Annotated in this window: 18 protein-coding genes; 9 read left to right on the top strand and 9 right to left on the bottom strand. The window is 68.1% G+C overall.

Annotated elements, in window-relative coordinates:
• Window positions 1-2,462: DEAD/DEAH box helicase (locus FXN61_RS11110; RefSeq protein WP_167972892.1), on the top strand; the 2,462-nt coding region annotated here is incomplete at its 5' end.
• Window positions 2,455-3,282 (top strand): SWIM zinc finger family protein, encoded by an 828-nt coding sequence (locus tag FXN61_RS55230; RefSeq protein WP_167972890.1) that lies wholly within the window; start codon window positions 2,455-2,457, stop codon window positions 3,280-3,282. The genes FXN61_RS11110 and FXN61_RS55230, both read left to right, overlap by 8 nt.
• Here FXN61_RS55230 and FXN61_RS11100 read toward each other — a convergent pair.
• From FXN61_RS11100 to FXN61_RS11080, 5 genes are all read right to left on the bottom strand, one after another.
• On the bottom strand, window positions 3,279-3,611 hold the full coding sequence (locus FXN61_RS11100; RefSeq protein WP_167972888.1) for a hypothetical protein: 333 nt from the start codon (window positions 3,609-3,611) through the stop codon (window positions 3,279-3,281). The genes FXN61_RS55230 and FXN61_RS11100 overlap by 4 nt on opposite strands.
• A 236-nt stretch (window positions 3,612-3,847) precedes the next feature.
• On the bottom strand, window positions 3,848-4,120 hold the full coding sequence (locus FXN61_RS11095; RefSeq protein WP_167972887.1) for a GlsB/YeaQ/YmgE family stress response membrane protein: 273 nt from the start codon (window positions 4,118-4,120) through the stop codon (window positions 3,848-3,850).
• 62 nt (window positions 4,121-4,182) lie between these two features.
• Window positions 4,183-4,665, bottom strand: coding sequence for a hypothetical protein (locus tag FXN61_RS11090; protein WP_167972885.1), 483 nt, complete (start codon window positions 4,663-4,665; stop codon window positions 4,183-4,185).
• Window positions 4,666-4,714: 49 nt separating this feature from the next.
• Window positions 4,715-5,959 (bottom strand): TolB family protein, encoded by a 1,245-nt coding sequence (locus tag FXN61_RS11085; protein ID WP_167972884.1) that lies wholly within the window; start codon window positions 5,957-5,959, stop codon window positions 4,715-4,717.
• Between the two features lie 40 nt (window positions 5,960-5,999).
• Window positions 6,000-7,037, bottom strand: coding sequence for a DUF2786 domain-containing protein (locus FXN61_RS11080; RefSeq protein WP_167972882.1), 1,038 nt, complete (start codon window positions 7,035-7,037; stop codon window positions 6,000-6,002).
• A gap of 62 nt (window positions 7,038-7,099) precedes the next feature.
• Here FXN61_RS11080 and folP point away from each other — a divergent pair, with 62 nt between their 5' ends.
• The 3 genes from folP to FXN61_RS11065 are packed head-to-tail and all read left to right on the top strand — an operon-like array spanning window position 7,100 to window position 9,210.
• The gene (gene folP / locus FXN61_RS11075) at window positions 7,100-7,924 is read left to right on the top strand and encodes a dihydropteroate synthase (protein WP_167972881.1); all 825 of its coding nucleotides are present in this window, start codon (window positions 7,100-7,102) and stop codon (window positions 7,922-7,924) included.
• 14 nt (window positions 7,925-7,938) lie between these two features.
• Window positions 7,939-8,877, top strand: a complete 939-nt coding sequence (locus FXN61_RS11070; RefSeq protein WP_167972879.1) for a hypothetical protein — start codon at window positions 7,939-7,941, stop codon at window positions 8,875-8,877.
• Window positions 8,878-8,925: 48 nt separating this feature from the next.
• On the top strand, window positions 8,926-9,210 hold the full coding sequence (locus FXN61_RS11065; RefSeq protein ID WP_089959768.1) for a hypothetical protein: 285 nt from the start codon (window positions 8,926-8,928) through the stop codon (window positions 9,208-9,210).
• On the opposite strand, the gene FXN61_RS11060 is transcribed toward FXN61_RS11065, so the two are convergent.
• Window positions 9,167-10,219 carry a cytochrome P450 family protein gene (locus tag FXN61_RS11060; protein ID WP_167972878.1) on the bottom strand — a complete coding sequence of 351 codons (1,053 nt, stop codon included), beginning with the start codon at window positions 10,217-10,219 and terminating at the stop codon, window positions 9,167-9,169. The genes FXN61_RS11065 and FXN61_RS11060 overlap by 44 nt on opposite strands.
• An 84-nt stretch (window positions 10,220-10,303) precedes the next feature.
• On the opposite strand from FXN61_RS11060, the gene FXN61_RS55225 reads away from it, so the two are divergent.
• From FXN61_RS55225 to FXN61_RS11040, 4 genes are read left to right on the top strand one after another with little or no spacing between them, the layout of a single operon-like run.
• The gene (locus FXN61_RS55225) at window positions 10,304-12,595 is read left to right on the top strand and encodes a LuxR C-terminal-related transcriptional regulator (protein ID WP_312877646.1); all 2,292 of its coding nucleotides are present in this window, start codon (window positions 10,304-10,306) and stop codon (window positions 12,593-12,595) included.
• A 56-nt stretch (window positions 12,596-12,651) separates the two neighbouring features.
• Window positions 12,652-13,800 (top strand): exonuclease domain-containing protein, encoded by a 1,149-nt coding sequence (locus tag FXN61_RS11050; protein ID WP_167972876.1) that lies wholly within the window; start codon window positions 12,652-12,654, stop codon window positions 13,798-13,800.
• Window positions 13,797-14,456, top strand: a complete 660-nt coding sequence (locus tag FXN61_RS11045) for a DUF6218 family protein (protein WP_167972874.1) — start codon at window positions 13,797-13,799, stop codon at window positions 14,454-14,456. The genes FXN61_RS11050 and FXN61_RS11045 overlap by 4 nt, the downstream gene beginning before the upstream one ends.
• Before the next feature lie 14 nt (window positions 14,457-14,470).
• Window positions 14,471-14,989 carry a DUF6998 domain-containing protein gene (locus tag FXN61_RS11040; protein WP_223165395.1) on the top strand — a complete coding sequence of 173 codons (519 nt, stop codon included), beginning with the start codon at window positions 14,471-14,473 and terminating at the stop codon, window positions 14,987-14,989.
• On the opposite strand, the gene FXN61_RS11035 is transcribed toward FXN61_RS11040, so the two are convergent.
• Genes FXN61_RS11035 through FXN61_RS11025 form a run of 3 tightly spaced genes read right to left on the bottom strand, consistent with a single transcriptional unit; the run spans window position 14,965 to window position 21,201 of the window.
• Window positions 14,965-18,744 carry a TIGR02680 family protein gene (locus FXN61_RS11035; protein WP_167972870.1) on the bottom strand — a complete coding sequence of 1,260 codons (3,780 nt, stop codon included), beginning with the start codon at window positions 18,742-18,744 and terminating at the stop codon, window positions 14,965-14,967. The genes FXN61_RS11040 and FXN61_RS11035 overlap by 25 nt on opposite strands.
• Window positions 18,737-19,816 (bottom strand): TIGR02678 family protein, encoded by a 1,080-nt coding sequence (locus tag FXN61_RS11030; protein ID WP_167972868.1) that lies wholly within the window; start codon window positions 19,814-19,816, stop codon window positions 18,737-18,739. Before FXN61_RS11030 ends, FXN61_RS11035 begins: the two co-directional genes overlap by 8 nt.
• Entirely contained in the window at window positions 19,813-21,201 is a 1,389-nt protein-coding gene (locus FXN61_RS11025; RefSeq protein WP_312877645.1) for a TIGR02677 family protein, read from the bottom strand. Before FXN61_RS11025 ends, FXN61_RS11030 begins: the two co-directional genes overlap by 4 nt.
• Between the last annotated feature and the right edge of the window lie 56 nt (window positions 21,202-21,257).

Here is a 21,257-nt window from a genome sequence, read left to right as displayed (position 1 = left end):
TGCCGGTGCGAGGAGATCGTCAGCGACCCGGCCGAGCTGGTGCGCGCTGCGCTCACCAGCGGTGGTCGAGCGAGCAGGTGCGGAACCGGCTGGACGGCGTGGGCCTGGCGCCGCAACGACGTGGCCGCGAGACGACCGCGGAGGCGTGGCTCGCCGCGCTCACCGGAGAGCCCGTGTTCGACGCGGACCCGGTCGAGCTCTATGAACTGCGCGAGCAACTGGACCGGTGGCGGGACAGCGCGGGCAACGAGAGCCCGGTGCGCACGTGCTTCCGGCTGCGCTCACCCGAGCAGCGCGACGGGGACGAGTGGGCCGTCGAGTTCCTGCTGCAGGCCGTCGACGAGCCGAGCGTCCTGGTGCCCGCGCACCAGGTGTGGTTCGCGGACGACAGCGTGCTGCGGCGCTGGATCCCGGCGCCGCAGGAGCACCTTCTGACCGACCTCGGGCGAGCGAGCAGGCTGCACCCCGACCTCGACGAGGCGTTGCGCGATGCGCACCCGGCCGAGATGGAGGTCGACGCGGAGGGCGCGTACCGGTTCCTCACGGCGGCACCCGTGCTGGCGCAGGCCGGGTTCGGCGTGCTGCTGCCGTCGTGGTGGCAACAGACGACGAGGCTGGGCCTGAAGCTCACCACGAAGAGCCGCGGTACAGCGGGAACCGTCGCCAAGGAGAGCGAGATCGGCCTGAAGTCCATTGTGGACTACAAGTGGGAGCTGGCCCTCGGCGAGGACGCGCTCACCGACGCCGAGCTCGCCGAGCTGGCCAGGGCGAAGGTGCCGCTGGTGAAGGTGCGCGGCCAATGGGTGCAGGTTGACCAGAAGCGCCTCGCCGCGGGTCTCGCGTTCCTCAAACGCGGCGGCGGCGGCCAGATGACCGCGGTCGAGGTATTGCTCCACAGTGGACTCACCGAGGAGGACGAGAGCCTGCCACTTCCGCTGACCTCCGTCGAGGCGGACGGCTGGCTCGGCGACCTGTTGTCCGGCAAGGCCGACGAGCAACTCGAACCCGTTGAGCCGCCGGCGAACTTCGGCGCCCAGCTGCGCCCGTACCAGCAGCGCGGCCTGGCGTGGCTCGTGTTCCTGGACAAGATCGGCCTCGGCGCGTGCCTGGCCGACGACATGGGCCTCGGCAAGACCGTTCAGCTGCTGGCACTCGAAGCGCTGAACCGCGCTCACGGCAAGCGGCCTCCGACGTTGCTGATCTGCCCGATGTCGGTGGTCGGCAACTGGCAGCGCGAGGCGGCCCGGTTCACCCCGGAGCTCTCGGTGCACGTGCACCACGGCGCGGACCGCCTGGACGGCGACGCCTTGCGCGAGGCCGTCGAGAGCCACGACCTCGTGCTCACCACCTACGCGCTGGCCGCCCGCGACGCCGACGCTATGAGCGACCTCAGCTGGGACCGCGTGGTCCTCGACGAGGCGCAGAACATCAAGAACAGCGCGACCCGCCAGTCCCAGGCCGTGCGCCGCCTCAAGGCACGCCACCGCGTCGCGCTGACCGGTACCCCTGTCGAGAACCGCCTGGCCGAGCTGTGGTCGATCATGGACTTCGCCAACCCCGGCGTGCTGGGCACGATCAACACGTTCCGCGCCCGCTTCGCCGTCCCCGTGGAGCGCCACAACGACCAGGACGCCGCCGCCCGTCTGCGCAAGATCACGAACCCGTTCGTGCTACGCCGTGTGAAGACCGACCCGCGCATCATCAGCGACCTGCCGGACAAGGTCGAGATGCGCCAGCTGTGCAACCTCACCACCGAGCAGGCCTCGCTCTACCAGGCCGTCGTGAACGACATGCTGGAGAAGATCGACGAGTCGGAAGGCATCGCGCGCAAGGGCCTGGTGCTCGCGACCATGTCCAAGCTCAAGCAGGTCTGCAACCACCCGGCGCACTTCCTCAGCGACGGTTCCCGGGTCGCCGGCCGCTCCGGCAAGCTCGCGCGCCTCGAGGAAGTCCTCGAAGAAGTGCTCGCCGAGGGCGACAAAGCGTTGTGCTTCACGCAGTTCACCGAGTTCGGCAGCATGCTCGTGCCCTACCTGGCCGCCCGCTTCGACACCGAGGTCATGTTCCTGCACGGCGGCACGAACAAGGCCGCCCGCGACCGCATGGTCGAGCGCTTCCAGGACCGCAACGGCCCGTCGCTCTTCCTGTTGTCGCTCAAGGCAGGCGGCACCGGCCTCAACCTCACCGCCGCCAACCACGTGATCCACCTCGACCGCTGGTGGAACCCCGCGGTCGAGGACCAGGCGACCGACCGCGCGTTCCGCATCGGCCAGCGCCGCAACGTGCAGGTGCGCAAGTTCGTCTGCATCGGCACGCTCGAGGAACGCATCGACACCATGATCGAGGAAAAGCGCGCGCTGGCGCAGCTCGTGGTGGGCGCGGGCGAGAACTGGCTCACCGAGCTGTCCACCGCCCAGCTGCGCGACCTGGTGGCCCTGTCGGGGGAGGCCATCGGTGAGTGAGCACTGGTCCGGCGAACGTCCCCGCTACGGCAAGACCATCAAGGTGGACAACGGCCTCAAGGCCAAGAGCAAGCGAGGCGACATCGGCGCCACCTGGTGGTCGCGCCGCTTCATCGAGGTGCTCGAGTCGTTCGGCATGGGCGGCCGCCTGACTCGCGGCCGCACGTACGCCCGCCAAGGGCAGGTCCTTTCGTTGTCGTTGTCGACGAGCATGGTCATCGCTCTGGTGCAGGGCTCGCGCCCCACGCCGTACAAGACGCGCATCGCCATCAAGTCCTTCACCAACCCGGAATGGCAGCGCATCGAACACGCCCTGGCAGGGAAGGCCCTGTACGCGGCCAAGCTGCTGGCCGGCGAGATGCCCAGCGACATCGAGACCCTGTTCGCCGGTCTGGGCCTGCAGCTCTTCCCCGCCACCCAGCGCGAGCTGACGATGGACTGCACGTGCCCGGACTGGGAAGTCCCCTGCAAACACCTCGCCGCCACCTGTTACCTGCTCGCCGAGTCGTTCGACAACGACCCGTTCGAGATCCTCGCCTGGCGCGGCCGCAGCCGTGAGGACCTGCTCGAACGCCTCCGCATGCTGCGCGGCACCACCCGTACCGTGGTGGCAAGGGAAGAGGCGCCGCCGCTGACGAAGTGCCTGGACACGTTCTGGCAGAAGCAGACCGCGACCAGCCTCAACCTCGGCGACCCCACGGCGGAGGTGCGCCCGGACGCGGTGCTCGACCAGCTCGACGCCGTGCCCATCACCGTGCGCGGCGAGAACCTCGTCGAGCTGCTGCGCCCTGCCTACCTGTCGCTGAAGCCTGCCGACTAGAACAGCTCGCTGATCGGCTTCCAGGTGAACGGGTCGGCCCAGCCTTCGTCGTTGTCCAGCCACGCGGTGAACGCCGCATGGACCTTGTCCGCTGACACCGTGACCGTCTGGAAGTGTTCGAGGGGTGAGCCGGCACGGTGCTCCAGCTGGTAGAGGCCGTCCGGGCGTTGCCACACCTGGATGTACGTGTTGTCGTCGTTGGTTTCGGACAGCACCACAACACTCTCGCGGGCCAAGGTGCGGACGGCTGCCTCGATCCGGCTGTCGTCCGGGTTCTGGAGGCGGGGGATCCGGGTTCCCTCCAGGACGGCATGGCGGGGTTTGGTCATGCCCCATGGTGACACCGGACTTCGCCGGCTTCGTCGGGCAGGTGATCACAGCGTCGTCGGCACGGGGACCCGTTGGCAGTGCTGCGATCCGGGCGGCATGGGTGCGAAGGGCCGTGGACCCGTTGGTTGCGGTGCGGTCCGGACGCGCGTTGAGCGGCGGAGGGCACAGCGGGCTCGGGTCCGCGGCCTGGTGGACGGGTGACGGGTGGCAGGTGCCGCCCGTGCCCGGTTCGGGGTCAGCGGGGGAGTTTGGGCCTGGAGCGGTTGGCGAGGACGGTCACGCCGGCGCCGGCGAGACCCACCTGAAGGGCCAGCTCGATCCAGTCGATGCCCGGCGTGTTGGCCACGCCCAGGACGGTGGCCGCCGCGGTGCCCAGCAGGGCGGCGACGATGCCGACGAGGATGGTCGCCAGCAGTGAGACGTGCTGCCTGCCCGGGACCACCAGACGGCCCAGACCGCCGATGATGGCTCCGAAGAGCAGCGCGGTGAACAAGCCGCCGATTTCCACTGTTACCCCCTGAGACTCTGGTGCTTGCTACTCCAGGGTCCGCCGGGAGGGAGGCCGGCGAATCAGGTTTTGCCCTGAGTGGTCCCTGACTTTCCCCCGAGCAGCACGGCAGCCGCCGGCGAGAGTTCGCGGCCAGGAACGTCCGGATCGCAGCCCACCCTGGGCAGGCGGGCTCGGATGGCGGTGGGGGAACGCTCCATGTCGTCGGCGATGGTCCGGATCAGGGTGGGTGCCGGGTCGGCGGTCGGGGTGAGCCAGGCGGTGCGCAGTTCGGTGTCGAGCGATTCGGTCCAGGGCTGGTTGGCGTTGCGGTGGCGGGACGGGCGCAGGCGCAGTCGCGTGTGGGCGCCCAGGACGCGCGACAGGAGTTTGCCGATCGTGGCGCCGCCCTCGACAGGAAGCCGAAGGCGGCCGTCCGCGATCACCTCTCCCGAGTCGAGCGACCCCAGCAGGTCCAGCACCAGGGACTCGTCCGAGTCCGTCGTCGCGCTCAGCCGGTAGTTGACCTCGCCGAGCTTGATCTCGTTGTGGAAGGTGGATGTCATGGGGTCGACGTTAGGGAGGGGGTCTGACTCTTTTTCCGGGTTGGGGCCTTCAGATGCGGTTGTGAAGGAGGAGTTCACTCGAAGGGGTGGGGTCTGCGGGCGAGAGGTTCGTCGCGAGCGTCGCGAAAACCACCGCTCGGCCGTCCGCGCTGATCGAAGGCGCCACTGAGAAGTTGTTGCCCTGCCTGCCGAATCGCTCGCTCAGGCGTGTCAAAGAACCGGAGACCATGTCCTTCACGAACACGTCGTCCACGTTGTTGGTGTCGCGCCGCACCAGGTTCGACGCCAGCGACGAGAACACGACGAAGCGGCCGTTCGCGCTCACCGACGGCTGGTACGGCTGAGCGTCCGACACCGTCCCATCAGGACGCGTGTTCACGCGCGTGATCGCCTTGGTGCGCAAGTCCTTCATGAAGATGTCCGGCGTGTCCTCGGTGTCACCGGGCACCAACGTGTCGCCCCACGCCACAAACAACACGCGTGAACCATCGGGCGTGATAGCGGGCATCAGCGTGTAGGACGAAGTCTGCTCACCAGAAGCCGACACGTTGACCCGTTCCACCACACCGGAAACGACGTCCTTCACGAACATGTCCACGCTGCCGTTCGTGTCACCCGGCACCAAGTTCGTTGCGGCGGAAGGGAAAACGACGAGCCGTCCGTCAGCACTCATCGCGAGGCCGTGGTGCACCAGCTTGTCGCCTTCCGCACCGGACGCCGACGTGCTGATCCGTGTCACCTTCCCCGTCGACCGATCCGTCAGGAAGACGTCCGTCACACCGTTGGTGTCGCCCTCCACCAACGTCGACGCCTCGGACCGAAACGCCACATAACGCCCGTCAGCGCTGATGGCCGGGCTGCCGAACGCCGGGCCGTTGCCACCGCTCACGCGCTCAACGCGTCCGGTGCGCATGTCCGCCACGAACACGTCGTCAACGCCGTTGGTGTCACCGGCGACCAGGTTCGAGGCCGACGACACGAACGCCACGAACCGCCCGTCCGCGCTCAACGCCGGCGGGTCGAACGAAGGCCCGTCACCACCACGCGACGCGGAACGCACGACACCGGTGCGCAGATCCTTCACGAACACGTCGGAGACGTCGTTGCGGTCTCCGTGCACGAGGTTCGACGCGAGAGAGGGAAACGCGACATGACGCCCGTCAGCGCTGATCACCGGAGTCGTGGAGTCGCCGTTGCCCCGCGTCAGCGGTCTGAGCAGCGAGAACGACGCCGAAGCCGAGGACGACAGGCCCACCACGAGCACAGCGGCAACGGCGAGAGACTTCCCGAACATGGACGTGCACCACCCTAGGTCGCGGGGCGGCGGCGTCAGCCTAACCCGAAGTCACGCTGTTCCGGCCGGTACCGATGTCGGCGACGTCCGCGGCCCGGCGGCCCGCACCCCATCCGGCCGCCGACCGCACCGTCACGCGCGAGGTGCGCGTCTGCGTGAACATCTCCTCGAACAACGTGTCCACCGCCTGCTTGCGATCCGCCAGCACCGGCAGCAACCGCTCATCGGAGACGTCCGGCGCGTCGGTCAGCCGCTCACCGATCCGCGACGCGAAGGCCACGAGGAACGACTTCCGGAACGGCCGCGAGCGCGCCTCACTGCCCTTCTCCGCCCGCCCGCCCGCCGCGACCATCGCCCGCGTCGCCTGCACCAGCAACGACGTCGACAACAGCTCCACGCTCTCCAGGTCCACCTCGTCGCCCACCAGTGCGACGAACCCGAACCCGTCATAGGCGACCGCACGCGACCGGAACGCGGACGCCACCACGTGCACGAGCTGCGACTTCTCCTTGAAGTAGCTCTTGTCCAGCCACATCCGCCGTGACATCGCCAACGCAGGCAGGTCCGCGTCGAGCATCGCCCGCTCGAGCGCGTGCCGGTTCATCAGCTCCTGAGCCTTGGCCGACAACGCCTCCGCCTCTTCGGGGAACGACGTCGACTCGGCCTTCGCGAGCAGTCCGCGCACCCGGTTGAGCACCTTCGGGTCCGCACCCGCGCGCACGGCCGACATCAACGCGTCACCCGGCAACGGCAGGATGCGAGGCAACGCAGGCAACCGCCCGAGGAACGCCAACAACGCGGAGGCCGTACGAGACGCGTAGGACAACGTCTCGATGTGGCGTGACGCCCACGCCTCCAGCAACGGCCCTTCCCACCACACGGAGGCGCCGATCTCGTCGAGCTGACGCTGCCAACGCGGGTGCACGGTCGCCTCGACATGAGGCGAACAGGACAAAGCGATCACATCCACCACGAGAGAGGTGGCCGACTCGTCGAGCGAACGCGACACGATCTCGCGAAGGTCGTACGGCAGCCAGCCGCGCTGCCAGAGTCCGTCGACCGCTTTCACCAGTTCCACGCTGGGCAGTATGAGACGTCCGCCATGTGCCAAGGTCGGGGACCACCTGGTAGACACAGGTTGTGATCGAGCTCCAGTTCCGAGGCCGGACCGTCGTCCGTGACCGCGCACTGGTGATGGCGATCATCAACCGCACTCCGGACTCGTTCTACGACAAGGGCGCCACCTACGCCGAGGACGTCGCGATGGAGGCCGTGCACCGCGTTGTCGACGAGGGCGCGGACATCGTCGACATCGGCGGTGTGAAGGCGGGCCCCGGCGACCTCGTCGACTCCGGCGAAGAAGTGCGCCGCGTTGTGCCGTTCATCGCACGTGTGCGCGACGCATACCCGGACCTCATCATCAGCAGCGACACGTGGCGCGCGGACGTCGGCAGGCTCGCCTGCGAGGCCGGTGCCGACCTGCTCAACGACACGTGGGCGGGTGCGGACCCGCAACTGGCCGAGGTCGCCGCGGAGTACGGAGCCGGCTACGTCTGTTCGCACACGGGCGGTGTGAAGCCCCGCACGCGTCCGCATAGGGTGAGCTACCCGGACCTCGTGTCGGACGTCATCGCGGAGACGACCGCGCACGCGGAGAAGGTGGTCGCGCTCGGTGTGCCGCGCAAAAGCGTGCTGATCGACCCCACACACGACTTCGGCAAGAACACATGGCACAGCCTTGCGCTGGTGCGACACACGGACGAGCTGGTGGCGACCGGGTGGCCGGTGCTGATGGCGTTGTCCAACAAGGACTTCGTCGGGGAGACCCTCGGCGTGGAACTGCACGAGCGCGTCGAGGGCACCCTCGTCGCGACCGCGATCGCGGCGTTGGCGGGCGCCGCGGTCTTCCGCGCGCACGAAGTGGCGCGCACCAGACGAGTACTCGAGTCCGTCGCTCGACTGTGAGCTGGAGGTATGAGGTGGACGACGTCTTCGCCCGGTTCTCGGAGAACCGGTGGGACGACTTCCTCGACGAACTCGACAAGATCCGCGTGAGCGTGGTGGATCCCGCGGAACGGCAGCAGGTGAAGGCGACCGCCCGCCGTGACGCGCGGGAGGCGGGCACTCAGCCGTTGCTCGTGCGGATGGCCATCGCGGACCACTACCTGAACCTGCTCGCCATCGGCGTGTGGGCGGGCGACGAGAGCTGGCGCACGGAGCTGCGCGACCTGGTCGTCACGCTCGTGCCCGAGGACGACGAGTCACGCGATGACGCCCTGTTGAGCTCTGTCATCGCCGTGGTGCTCGCGCAGCTGCTGCAGGACGCACGTCTGCGCGGCGGTTCCGAGGCCGACGTCATCGCGCGGTCGGCGTGGGAGAAGGCGCAGGAGTGGGCCGCCTACGCGGAGGACCGTTACGTCGAACGGCTCCTGCACGCCTCCACGGAGGCCGGTGCGCGCGTTGTGACGGCCTCAGAGGTCCAGGAGGTCGTCGAACTGGCCACGGCCGCTGCTGACGACCAGCACGCGGAGACGCTCGCCGCGCTGGAGGTGGAGGGCCTGTCGGCGGAGGTCATCAACGGCGTGTGGGTGGTGGACGGCGACTTCCGGAACCCCGTGCGGGCGGCCGCTCGCGCGATCACCCTGACGGGCTACGGATGTGTCCTCGCGCGGAACGTGCGGAGTTCCGCCGTGATGTTGTGGCACGAGAACACGCTTGCCATGGCGGACTCGAAGGTGCCGCGCTGGCGCGTCTACCCGATCCTCGCGCCAGTTACCCCGCAATCGAAGTTTTCAGGCGGTGAAGGCCTGCCGTTCACTCGTGAGACACACCCGCTGGCACCCGCTCCAGAAGTCGTCCGCCGGTTGGCGGACGCCGTTGGTGTCAACCTGTCTCATCTGCTGGCGGCATTGCGGTGAAAGGGTGATCTTTGGCTTTCCGCAACCTTCACTCGTTATCTTGGTGGCATGCCCAGATTTGCCGAGTTCGATGTGGAAGGCCTGCGTAAATCCAGCGCCGTCGCGGACTTTCCCTGGTCAGAGACGTGGGTCACGTTGATCCGCGTCGATGCCAAGGGAGTTGTCCGGCAAGCCAAGTCGTTGACTGAGAAAGTTTCTTTGTTGACTGTCGCGTCAGACAAGGATCTCGTCATCGCCTCCTGTCCGGAGATTTACGCCGTCGACGACCTGTCGGCAGCCCGAGCCGCCGTCAGGGCTTCGGCCGCACGCGAAATGACGCCAAGCCTCGGATGAATGTCTCCCGCCACTCGGGCTCAGCGGCGAGCGCGAGTTCCGGGAAACGCCGAAGGAGCGTTCCGAACGCGATCTCGCCCTCAATGCGAGCCAGCCGCGCTCCCACGCAGTAGTGGATCCCGTGCCCGAACACGACGTGCGGGTCTCGACCCAGCTGCAACACGTCAGGGTCCGGAAACCGGGAAGGATCCCGGTTGGCTGCCCCGAGTGAGACGGTGACCTGGGAAGATCGCGGAATCGTGACCCCTCCGATCTCCACGTCGGAGATCGCGACGCGAGTCAGCCCCGTGGCGAACGGCCCGTCGTAGCGCAGGAGCTCCTCGACGGCGTCCGGAATCAGGATCGGGTCGTCGATCAACTTCCGCTTCATGGCGGGATCGCGCAGCAGCGCGAGCAGACCGTTGCCGATGAGCTGCACTGTCGTCTCGTGTCCTGCTGTGATGAGCAGCACAAGGGTTTGCACGAGGTTCGGTTCGTCGCGGAGCTCGGTGATGGCGTCGTCACCGGGCTCCTTGGTGTCCACGAGGCGCTGCGCGTACAGGGCGAACCGGCCGAAGGCCTCGGCCATGGTCTCCGGGGCGAGCAGCTCGGCGGTGAGGGTGCGGACCTCGTCCCTGTCCCTTTCGGGCACACCGAGCAGTTCACAGATGACCGTGATCGGCAGCGGATGGGCGAACGTGGTGATCACGTCCACCTCGTCCTCGGTCTCCCACGCGTCGAGCAGGTCGTTGGCAATGCGCTCGATGCGCGGCCGCAGCGCCTCCATGCGCCGTGTGGAGAACGCTTTGGCGATCGGCTTGCGCAGGCGTGTGTGCTCAGGCGGGTCGGTGTGGTTCAGCATGCCGCCGGGGATGACGGCGCTGCTGAGTCCGGGGTGACTGAGGGCCTGCACGACGTCGTCGTAGCGGCTGATCATCCACGACCTCTGGCCGTCCGGGGTCTCGATCAGCGCGGGGCCCTGCTCGCGCCACTTGTCGAAGTACGGTGTCGGGTCCGCGAAGAAGCTCATGCCCTCATGGTGGTGTTTGCGCTGTTCAGGGGGATGAGTAGGCGATCACCCACCTTCGCGGCGCGGATCACCTAGCCTGGCTGCGTGGGGTGGCCGTTCGTGGGGAGGGACGCCGAGCTCGCCGCGGTCCGGCGGGCGTTGCGCGGTGCCGGACTGATCGTGGCCGGGTCTGCCGGCGTGGGCAAGACACGGCTGTTGGACGAGGTGGCGTGCGACGTCCGTTTGCGTGCCACGGCGGCTATGTCGGAGATTCCGCTCGGCGTGATGGCTCCCTTCTTGCCGTCGGTGGACTCCTCACCGTTGGCGATGTTGACCGCCGCACGTGCGGCGTTGCGCGACAAGGTGCTCGTGGTCGACGACATCCATCTGCTCGATGACGCCTCCGCAGGCCTGTTGCACCTCCTTGTGCAGCACCGCGAGGCCGTGGTGGTGGCGACACTGCGATCAGGTGAACGTGCACCGGATCCCGTTGTGGCGTTGTGGAAAGACGAACTGCTGCCGCGCATCGAACTGGATCCGCTCGGTCCGTCCGAGGTGACCGAGGTTGTCGAGACCGTGCTGGGCGGTCCGGTCGACAGCGCTTCGGCGGCACGGCTGTGGACGGCGTCCGCGGGCAACATGTTGTTGCTGCGAGAGATGCACTTCGCGGCGCGATGGGTGGAGCACGGCGGCGTCTGGTCGTTGGACGGCCCGGTGCCGCTGTCGCCGCGGCTGGTCGAGCTGATCGAGGCGCACCTCGCCGCCGTGCCGGACGACCAGCGCCGGGTGCTGGAGCTGCTCGCGTTCGGCGAGCCGCTCGGGTTCGATCTCGTCGACGCGTTGGAACCGTTGGACGGTCTTGTCACCATCTCCGATGAAGGCCTGAGGCTGGCGCATCCGCTCTACGGCGAGGTCTTGCGCGCGCAGTGCCCACCTCTGCGCAAGCGCAACCATCAGCGCTATCTCGCGTCAGTCCTCGACGACCCGCTGAGGGTGGCAGTCCTGCGGCTCGACAGCGGTACGGCGGATGACCCCGAACTGCTGCTCAAGGCGGCGCATCTGGCGAGTGTGAAACGTGGTGTCGTACTGGCGGAACGACTCGCACGGGCCGCATGGGCGGTCGGTGGTGGTGTGGAGGCCGGACGGCTGTTGGCGCAGGTCCTGGTGTTCACCGACCGTGCGGAGGAGGCCGAAGAGATCTTCGCGATGATCGCCACCACCGATGACTCGGTCGAGCTGCGCTCCGTCCGCGCCATGAACCTCGGCTGGGGCCTCGGACGCAGCGAAGAGGCCGCGGCCATGATCGAGATCGACACCGCGCGGGCCGTCCTGCTGTTCGACGCCGGGAAGTACGACGAGGCACGGTCGTTGCTGACCTACGACGACCCGGCGGAGGCGGCGGTCCTCGCGATGATCGACGTGGTGCAGGGCCGGTACGTCGGACCGTTCCCCGTCGTCCCACCGCATGACGGTGTACCGCTGGGCGCCGAGACGAACCTGACCGCCGAGGCCTTCACCCTCGCGATGCACGGCGACCTGCCCGCCGCCGAACGCCTTGCGGAGCAGGCACATCGAGCGCTGGTCGACTGGGACTCGATGAGGTCCATCTGGGCCGTGTCCAGGGCATCGCTCGCCCGGACGTGCGGCAGGGTCGCCGACGCCCGCCGGTTGCTACGCGAAGCCCGCCCCGCCCGCCCGTACGTGCGGCTGTTCGAACTCGCGCACGTGGAGGCGTTGCTGGGCAACGACGGCCGCGAGCTGCTCGCCGAGGCGGAGAAGCTGGTGCCGCAGGGGCAGAGGCCGTACCGCTGCGGGTTGTGGCAGGCCCGGATCTGGGTGGGAGGCACGTCGCCGTTCGACGCGGTCGCGGATGCCCGTGACCACGACGAGTACGCGGTCGAGGCCATGTTGCTGCACGAGGCGGTCCGGCTCGGGCACGCTGCTCAAGCGCTCCCTCGTCTCCGCGAGCTCGCGGAGACGATCACAGGCCTGCTCGTCCCGATCTACCTTGCACATGCGGATGCCTTGGTGCGCAACGACTCCGCAGCGCTCGCCGAGGTCGCCTCCCGCTTCGAGAAAGCCGGACTGATGCTGCACGCGACCGAAGCTGCCGCGGAGGCGGGGAACCGGGCGATGTTCGGCAGGCTTCTCCCGTTGTGCCAAGGAGCCCGCACGCCCGCGATGGCGGTGATGACGGCTCCACCGCTCACTCGGCGCGAGCGGGAGATCGCCGTGCTGGCCGCGCGTGGGCTGACGAACAAGGAGATCGCCTCGTCGCTGGTGATCTCCGTGCGGACAGTGGACAACCATCTGTCCAACGCCTACGCGAAGCTCGGGATCGCGACCCGCGGCGAACTCGCATTAGTTCTTATGGATGACGTCGGCCGTCGCGGATAACGGAAGGCACGGGTCCGTACGACAGCCCCGGCATACGTGTCGCCGAGGAGGTCCGGATGGGCAACGGGTACGCGGTCGTCGATGTCGAGACCACCGGGCTCTCACCCGGTCATCATCACCGAGTCATCGAGGTCGCTGTCGTCCACGTCGACGAGTCCGGCCGCAGGGTCGACGAGTGGTGCACGCTGGTCAACCCGCGACGTGATCTCGGTCCGCAGCACGTTCACGGCATCAGCGCCTCGGACGCTCGTCGCGCGCCCGACTTCGCCGGTATCGCCGCCGAGCTCGCCGAGCGGCTCTCGGGCCGGGTGCTCGTCGCCCACAACCTGTCGTTCGACCTGCGCTTCCTGCGGGCTGAGTTCGCCCGGCTGGGGCACGAACTCACCGCGGCTGGGCTGTGCACGATGGAGCTGGCCGGCCGTTTCCTCGGAGCCAGAACTCGTTCGCTCGCCGCGTGCTGCGAAGTAGCAGGCGTTCCGATGGGGACCGCGCACTCCGCACTGCACGACGCGCGTGCGTCGGCGGGCCTGCTGGTGCAGTGCCTGGAGCACATCGGGCACGTGGAGCCGGTGCGGCTGACAGTGCCGCGAACTGTGAGTGCGTACGCCGTGCAACGCAGTGCTGCTCACGGACCTGAGCAGCACTTCCTGGCGAAGCTCGTGCGGCTGCTGCCTCGCGTGGAAACGCCGCGGGGCGACGAGTACCTCGACGTGCTCGACCGGGCGTTGGTCGATCGCCATCTTTCGGTCGAGGAACAGGAGGAGCTGCTCGACGTGGCTCGCGCGCTCGACCTCGGCCTGCCGGAAGTGATGGAGCTGCATCGCGGCTATCTTGCCGCCCTGGCCGAGGCAGCCTGGGAGGACGGCGTGGTGTCCGGCGACGAGGAGGCCGACCTCCGATTGGTCGCGTCGCTGCTCGGGGTGGACGCGGGCGACGTGTTGCGGCGGTCGGTCCGGCTCTCGCTGGGCGATCTCGTGGTCTTCACCGGTGAGATGCGCGAGCCCCGGGACGTGTGGGAGAGCCGGGCGTCGTCGGCCGGGCTCACCGTGAAGGGCGGAGTCACGAAGCGGACGGCGATGGTGATCGCGGCGGACCCGGACACCATGTCGGGCAAGGCGGACAAGGCTCGCACGTACGGAATCCCGATCGTCTCCGAGGATCTGTTCGCTGGGCTGCTCGGTGAACTGACCGGTGGTGCGCGGTGATCGGCCACTTCGTTTTGCACCACGTCGTCACGGAGCAGGAGAACGTGGTGGCGTTGTGGCATGTGAACGCCGACGGAGTGAACACCGGCGCGTGGATCGTGCCGGCGGAGGAGGCGTTCACCGACAGCACGGCGGCACGCCGCTTGGTCGACCTGTGCGCTGATCGGCTGCTGATCGGCTGGGCGCCGTCGTTCGACCTCGTGCGGAAGTTCGAAGCGGTCGCGGACACTTCGCCGAGGCGCTGGGTGGGGATCACGATTCCGGATGCGTTGGCCGAGATCGGTGAGATCCGAGCCGCTTGCGAGAAGCGGGTCTCGGAGCGACGCGCGGAAAACCCTGCGATCGTGCCGTTGGAGTGGCAGGTCGACCTCCCCGATGCGTTGCCTGCGACGGAAGAGGAGATGCATCGGTACGCGGGCTTCGGGTCTCCCTCGTTCGCACCGGGGGCAGCGGCCGGAGTGTTGCTCGCTTGCCGCCTTGTGCGGTGGACGGTGCGGCGGTGGCAGGAGACCGCGGTTGCGCTGGAACGGCGTGCGTACCTGAAGGAAGAGCTCGGGGCGCCGGATGTGCTTCCGCCGCAATGGCTTCTGGCCATGACGGAGGCGATGGCCGATCACCCGGCGTTGCGCCGGCGACGTGCGGGTGGGTTCGTGTGAACGCGATGAAGCGGGTGGCTGGTCTCATTCAGGAACGCAATCGCATCGACGCCGCGCTGTCGGCGTGCATCGGACGGCCGGCGTTGACCGGGCATCTCGGCGACTGGATCGCCGCGCAAGTCTTCGGTATCGAGTTGGAGGAAAACGCCACGACCAAAGGTGTCGACGGCAGGTTCGCCGACGGCCGGACCGTGAACGTCAGGTGGTACCTGAAGCAGGAAGGGTTGCTCGATCTGCGCGAGAAGGGGCCGGACCTTTACCTGGTGCTGGCAGGGCCCAAGGCGCCCGCGGCCGGCTCACGTGGCACGGTGCGGCCGATGGTCGTCGACGCCGTCCACCTGTTCGACGCGGCGGCCGTTGCGACCGAACTTCGCTCACGTGGCCGCAAGGTCGGCACCGCGTCCAGCGTGCGTGCCGAGTTGTGGGAGGCCGCGGAGATCTATCCGCGGCACAACCCGACGTTCACCGTGACGGACAAGCAGCGGGAACTGCTGGCAATGCTCGGAAGTCACTCATCAGCCTTGAGGCTGTGACCGTCCCACGTGAAGCGAACCGTCGTGACGGCATCGTCGCCATCGGTGCCGGTGGTGAGCTGATGGATCGCGATGCCGGTCAGCTCCCGGTAGTCACACCACTCGTGATCCGACGTGAGCACCAGGTCCAGGTCGAAGTTGACCAGCAACTCCAGCAGCTGACCGCGGTTCGTGGCGTCGACGCCCACGAACACCTCGTCCAGCAGGATCAACCGGGGCGCATGAGGGGTGGCCTGGTAGTGAGCGGCCGCCGCGGCGAACAGCGGGAGGTGCAGCACGATGGCTTTCTCGCCGCCGGACAACGCGCCGTGGACGCGTTTGGTCACCGGGACCCAGCCGTCGCCGCGATCCACCTTCACGACGAACTGGTGCCACGTCGTGTAGTCCAACACCTGGGCGAGTTGTTGTTCCCAGCCCGTTGCAGTGTCGTGGGCGCGTGCTTCTTCTACGCGCTCGCGGAAGAACTGGTGCAGCAACGAGCGTTCCGCGGCGTCCAGGTCCGAGCGCAGCAGAAGGTCGCGTGCTTCTCGGGTGCCGGGCGGTAGTTGGGGGTCTACCTGCCAGTCGAGTTGCACGCGGATGCCGGATGCGGTTTGGACCCGCTCCAGGCGTTGGTTCATGGTGTCGACGAGTTCGGAGGCGCCCCGGATGCGTTGGGCGATGTGCCTTCGGGTGTCACCGGTGAGAGTTTGGTCGAAGAGATCGCGTTCGGCGTCGGTGATGTGTGTGCGCATGCGGTCGCGTTCGGCTTGCAACGTGTGAAGCAGGGCGTGGGCGCCCATGCGCGCGCCGTCCAGGGTTGCGCTCAGAACGGTGACGTCGTCGTCGGGGTCGAGCGACAGGTCGATGCGGCCGGCCAGTCGTTGCTGGGCCTCGTGCACCGCCATGCCCAGCCGGGACTCGGAGTCGCGGATCAGTCGCAGATCCACGACACCCTCCGGCACATCGCCGGCGTCGGCAGGCAGGTGGCCGCTGGTGAGGTGGCGGTAGCGCGCTTCGGCTGCGTCACGAACGATGGTGGCTTCTGCAGCGCGTGCGGTGTCTACCTTGCGCTTCTCCTCCAACGTGCCGAGGGTGCGCGCCAGCGAGGTTTGCTTGTCTTGCAGGGTTTCGCGTTGCTCGGCCAGAGCGAGTGCCTTGGTTCGCAACGAGATCAGCTGCTGGTCGAGGGCGTGGAACTCGGAACCCGCGGAACGCTCGACGGTCTCCAGGGTGATGGCGAGGTCGGCGGCTTCCTGCTGGCGGGCGGCGGCGGCTTCTTCGGCTTCGTCAGCGAGCGAGCCGCTCAAAGACGCTCGGCTCAGGGCCTCGTGGGAGGCCGCTTCCGCCGCGAAGGCGTCGTGGCGGTCGTCCAGCCAGCGGTGGCCCGCGGTGCGCAACGCCGACACCGTCTCAGCATCAGGCACGTCGGTGTTGGTGCCGCGGAGGGTTTCGGCCACGGCGGCCTCGGCCTCCGACACTCGCCGGGTAGCGGCGGCCACGGCGTCTTTCCTTGCCGCGCAACGCAACTGGGCCTTCGTGCGCTGGTCCTCGGCGATCTCGATCGGATCGGTCGACGGTTGCCGGGACAGCTCGCCGGCCAGGGTCGCGCGACGCACGGCGATCTGGGACAGCGCCGCGTCCACACCGGACAGCTCGGTGGCCAGCTGTTCGATCAGGCCGGTGAGCTCGGCGATTCGGCCCGTGCGTGCGCGTTTCCGCGAATCCGCGCCGATGTAGGCGGGGGAGGACTTGGTCCAGCGGCCGTGGGCGTTGGCCAGGCGCCACGTTCCGTCCGCGCCGACGGCGGCGGTGTGGCCGGTGGCCGTCTCGCCGAACGCGATGCCTTCGAGGAAACGGCGGCAGCGATCGTCGTCGGTGACGAGCACTTCCAGCAGCGTGCGGCCGGGTGCGGGCGTGGCGAGCAGTGGTTCGGCGAAGCGGTCCTGGTCGGAGAGGCCGAACGAGTTGCCCGGCGTGAGCCACGCGTCCAGCAGGCCTGACGCTTCCAAAGCCGCCTCGACTGCGGCGCACACGGCCGGTGGCGTGCCGGGACGGAAGTCGACCAAACGCCACAGAGGAGCACCTACGGCGGACGAACGGTATTCGGCGTTGCGCGTGTACGGCGCGGGCGGCGGCACGTCGACCTGATTGGCGAGCTTCTCGCGGATGGCGTTGTACTGCGCGAGTTGTCCGTTCAACGCGCTGTGCGTTTCGTGGAGCCGTGCCTCGATGCGGCTGAATTCCTCACGGGCGAGCGCGGCGGCTTCCGCGACCTCGCCGTGTTCGGAAACGCGCAGCTCGGAGCAGCCGCGCGCCCACGTTTCGAAGTCGGCGCCGAACTTCGCAAACGCTTGCTCGAACGCCTGCTGCGCCAAGACTTCCGCGTCCGTGGCTAGGTCGAGCTCCTCACGGGTTTCCTCCAGCCGCTGGCGTGCGGCATCCCGTGCGTCGATGGCCCTCTCGTGCGTGGCAACGGCACGCATGACCGAGCTGATCTCGGCGGAGCGTGAGTCTACGGCGGCGGTGAGCAGCTGACGGCCCGCACGCACGTCGGTGCCGGCGTCGATCTCCTCGAACACCGACAGCATGCCGGCGAGCTCAGCGGCTTCGCGGGCTTCCGCGGCCGAAAGCCGCACGGCGTCGGCCAGTGCTGCCGCATCGGCCTTGGCCTGCGACGCCTGTTCGTCATCGGCAACGGCGCGTGCACGGAGTTTCGCCGCGTGCGCGGCGGCCTCCGAGGCACGGAGATTTGCGGCGGAAAGCTGCTGCCGCAACAGGTCGAGCTGCTTGCCCTCCTGGTAGGCGGGCAGGTCGGAGATCCCGGCGATCTCGGCGTCGACCGCGCTCGCCTCGCGCCCCAGCGCCGCGAGCTGCTCGAAGGCCTCGTCGGTCAACGAGACTTGCCGCTGGTAACGCCGTTCGCTCATCCGTGCGGCACGCGTCAGGTCTTCAAGCTGCTCAGAAGAAGACTGCAATGCGTGTGCCGCCGCACCAAGCACACGTTGCGCATAGGCGCGTTGCACGTCCGCGAGCCGTTCCGCGGTGGCGATCTCCTCGTCGAGCCGCCGCAGCTCCTCACGCTGGCGGTCGAGCCGTTCGAAGCCCTCGGCGATCTCGGTGAGATCGGACTGGTCCAGCGGCGGAAGTGCCCTGGACAGCAACGAGGACAGCACGCTCGGATCGAGACGCTCGGACAGCTTCGGCGTACGCAGCTGCAGCAGCGCGGTGATCAACGAGTCGTACCGTTGCTCGCTCACGCCGGGGAACAACGTCGTCCGCACCGTGTGGCGATAGTCGGCCGGTGATGCGTGCACAACGCCGTATTCGCCAATCTCGGCAACGAGATCGGTCTTGGTCAACGGCCGTCCGGCCTCGTTCACCAGCGCCAGGTCGCCGACCCGCAACGACGTGGTGAAGTAAGTGGCGGTGACGTTGGACGTGTTCGTGGTGGCCTGCAGCCGCGCACCGCAGGTGAACCACTGCTCGCCGTGCTGAAACTCCAGCCACACGTAACCGACGCGCGTGCTGCCCTGGTTGCCCTCGCCCATGAGGTTCCAGTGCATCGTGCGGTCCGCGCTGCCGAACGTCGACAGGCGGTGCGGGCGCAGGTTCGCGTCGAAGAGGTACGGGAGCAGCAGTTCGAGCGCCTTCGACTTGCCCGTGCCGTTCGGGCCCCTGAGCAGCAGTCTGCCCTGGTGGAACGAGAAGATCTCGTCGTAGTAGCGCCAGACGTTGATGATCCCGGCGCGGCTGGGTTGCCACCGGTCAGTCATGTAGCTCCTCCACCGCGTACCTGGCAGCCGCGGGCAGCCTGCGAACGGTGCCGTTCTCCGTGCGCGCGAGCCCGAACGCCTCGAGCAGCGCGAGCCCGTCCGCCGCGAGCCTGCCCGCGCCACCGTCCGACTGGTAGGCCTTGGCCCAGTTGCGGAACCTCGTGAGCAGCTCGCGTGCTTCCTCGACCAGGTCCTCGAACCGTGCGGGACCTCGTGCCAACCGGTCGAGCAACAACAACGCGGCGACCTTCGCGTTGCTGTCGTCGTCCGGAAACCTTGTGTCCGTGGCGATCGCGTCGGCGTCGACCACGAGGAAACCCTCGGCGCGTTCCTCCAACGTGCAACCGGCGAGCCCGACGCCCGTCTGGACGATCTTGCGGCCACTCGGAGACGTCAGGAACGCGAGCTGGCTCGCGGTCAGCTCGTCCCGGTACACCACGGGATCATCGACCAGCCTGCGCATCACCGAATGCCGCTGCCACAGACTGCGGTGCGCGTTTTCGTACCGGGACTCACGAGTGAGGTCCTCGATCGTGTCCACTGTGGACGGCGACGCCGGCGCGGCCAGCAGCCGGGTGATGAGCGTCGGGTCAGCGCGAATCTGCAGTTCGTCGCCTTCGACAGCACCTTGTTCTTGGAGAAAGGTGAGGACGTCCGCGAACGCTGACCGGTCGCTGCGCCGGCTCGGGTCAAACGGCGGGAGATCGTCTGCCGCAGCGGCCTGCTTCGTGCGGGTGGCCAGCGCGTCGAGGGTGGTCGAGGGGGCGGCCAGCAGTTCCGCGCACACGAGACACAGCAACATGTAGCGCCGCCGATCGAACTGCGGCCGCGTGCGGTCAGGTCGCTGCGTCGTCTTGAAGAGGCGCGCGTATCCGGCGCGTGGCTCGACGTGCACACGCCAGCCGCAGTAGTAGTCGAACCACTTCACGATCGGTTCGCGACGCCTTCTGATGAGGTCGAAGCCGTCGTGGTCGTAGACGGCCGTGAGCAACGGACGGGCGAGCAACAACCGCACACCACGCGCCACCTCCTCACTTTCCAGCCGTGCGAGCTGGTTTCCGGTACGGCTCATCGGCTCTGCACGTCGATCACGTAGTCGGGCCCGCTCAACGTGCCCTTCTGGGTGGTGATGGTCGCCCAGCCACGAGCGTTGCGCAGGTTGATCTGCATCCGGCCGTCGCTGGTGCCGGCCGTGCGCGTGCCGGTGCTGTCCGGATCGCTGCCCAGCGCCCTGCCGACCAGGTCGATCAGCCGGTGGAACGTGTCGTGATCCAGCTTGGTGAGCGTGGAGATCCGAATCGGCCCGTCAGTCTGGATCTGCCGCCAGGCATGTTCGAGCTCTGCGCGTTCCTTTTCTGCGTGTTCGCGGCGATTGCGTCGCACCTCGTCGACGTTGCGGATCTTGCCGGTGCTGCCGATGTGCTCCTGCTTGCCGGTTTTGCGCAGCTGCGGCGACACCGGCACAGGCGGCGTGTTGTGCCAAGGCTCGCCGCTCGGGATCAGTTCACCGTCGGCGTGCGCGAGGTGAGCGTGCCGCGCTGGCCACAGCCCGAACGCGGCGTTGAACAGCTCGTGCGCCTCGTCCTCGGTCTCGGTCCTGGCGAACCACCTGGCGAGCGCTTTGAAGTCGGCCGCGGTGTTCGTCGGCCTGCGGCGTTGCTCGCTGATCCGGTCGAGCACACGAAGCAGCTGGATGATCGCCTTCCTGGCAACGTCCTGCAGCTGGTCGACGTTGTGAAACCAGGCCTTGAGGTTGTCCCACGCTTGGACGCGGTGATCGAGCCAGTTCTCGTCCTGGTAGAGGTCGGCGCCGTTGCGCGCGCGTTCGTGCAGCTTGACGGGGTCGATGCTGTCGATCTTTTCGCGGATCTGCTGCTTGCGCGCGTCGAGGTCGCCGATGAAGTCGCGCAGGTAGGTGATTGTCGTGCGCTTGACGTCCTGAAACGTCGCCAGGTCGGCCTGCTCGTCCCTCAGGAGTCGCTGCAAGTCCGCGTTGAACCGCGTGGTGTTGGTCTTGAGGGCTTCGAGATGGCCTTCGAGCTCCATCAGCGCGGTGAACGTGCGGCGGTCGTCCGTCTCGGAGAGTTCGTCGAGCCGGTCCGCGATCGCATCGAGGACGGCGGTCTGCAGAGCGCCGCTGCTGGTCAGAGTCTCAAGCGCGTGCTTGATGCCCGCGAGTGCCGCCTCGCCCAGCTTGGTGAGCCCGTACCGGTGCTGCGTCGCGTCGATCAGGCCCCACTGACGGAGAGCAGCTGTCGACGCGGTCAGCTCGTCGTCGGTCACCTGCTCGGACCAGCCGACGTCCCTGAGCCGCTGCTGCACGTCGTCAAGTGTGAGAGTGGTTTCCAGGCGCTCGTTCGCCGCCCCGAACGCGCGCAGCACTGCTGTGTGCAGCTCCGCGTGCTCGGTCGTGGTGAAGCGGAACAGGTCCGCGGGCACCCGTGGGAACGTCGTCACCTGGCCCACCGTAGCGGGTCGCTGTAGCTCGTTCGGGTGAGACGGCGAGCGGCCGA

This window comes from Lentzea indica (assembly GCF_012184385.1).
Lineage (GTDB): Bacteria > Actinomycetota > Actinomycetes > Mycobacteriales > Pseudonocardiaceae > Lentzea > Lentzea indica.
The sequence above is the reverse complement of the archived record's forward strand: the minus strand, read 5'-3'. Positions and strand labels throughout refer to the sequence as shown.

Excerpts from the sequence above, each read along its gene's own strand:
- FXN61_RS11030 (WP_167972868.1), bottom strand. The coding sequence starts at position 19,816 with ATGAGCCGTACCGGAAACCAGCTCGCACGGCTGGAAAGTGAGGAGGTG.
- FXN61_RS11100 (WP_167972888.1), bottom strand. The coding sequence starts at position 3,611 with ATGACCAAACCCCGCCATGCCGTCCTGGAGGGAACCCGGATCCCCCGC.
- FXN61_RS11090 (WP_167972885.1), bottom strand. The coding sequence starts at position 4,665 with ATGACATCCACCTTCCACAACGAGATCAAGCTCGGCGAGGTCAACTAC.
- FXN61_RS11060 (WP_167972878.1), bottom strand. The coding sequence starts at position 10,219 with ATGAGCTTCTTCGCGGACCCGACACCGTACTTCGACAAGTGGCGCGAG.
- FXN61_RS11035 (WP_167972870.1), bottom strand. The coding sequence starts at position 18,744 with ATGACTGACCGGTGGCAACCCAGCCGCGCCGGGATCATCAACGTCTGG.
- FXN61_RS11085 (WP_167972884.1), bottom strand. The coding sequence starts at position 5,959 with ATGTTCGGGAAGTCTCTCGCCGTTGCCGCTGTGCTCGTGGTGGGCCTG.
- FXN61_RS11050 (WP_167972876.1), top strand. The coding sequence starts at position 12,652 with ATGGGCAACGGGTACGCGGTCGTCGATGTCGAGACCACCGGGCTCTCA.
- FXN61_RS11065 (WP_089959768.1), top strand. The coding sequence starts at position 8,926 with ATGCCCAGATTTGCCGAGTTCGATGTGGAAGGCCTGCGTAAATCCAGC.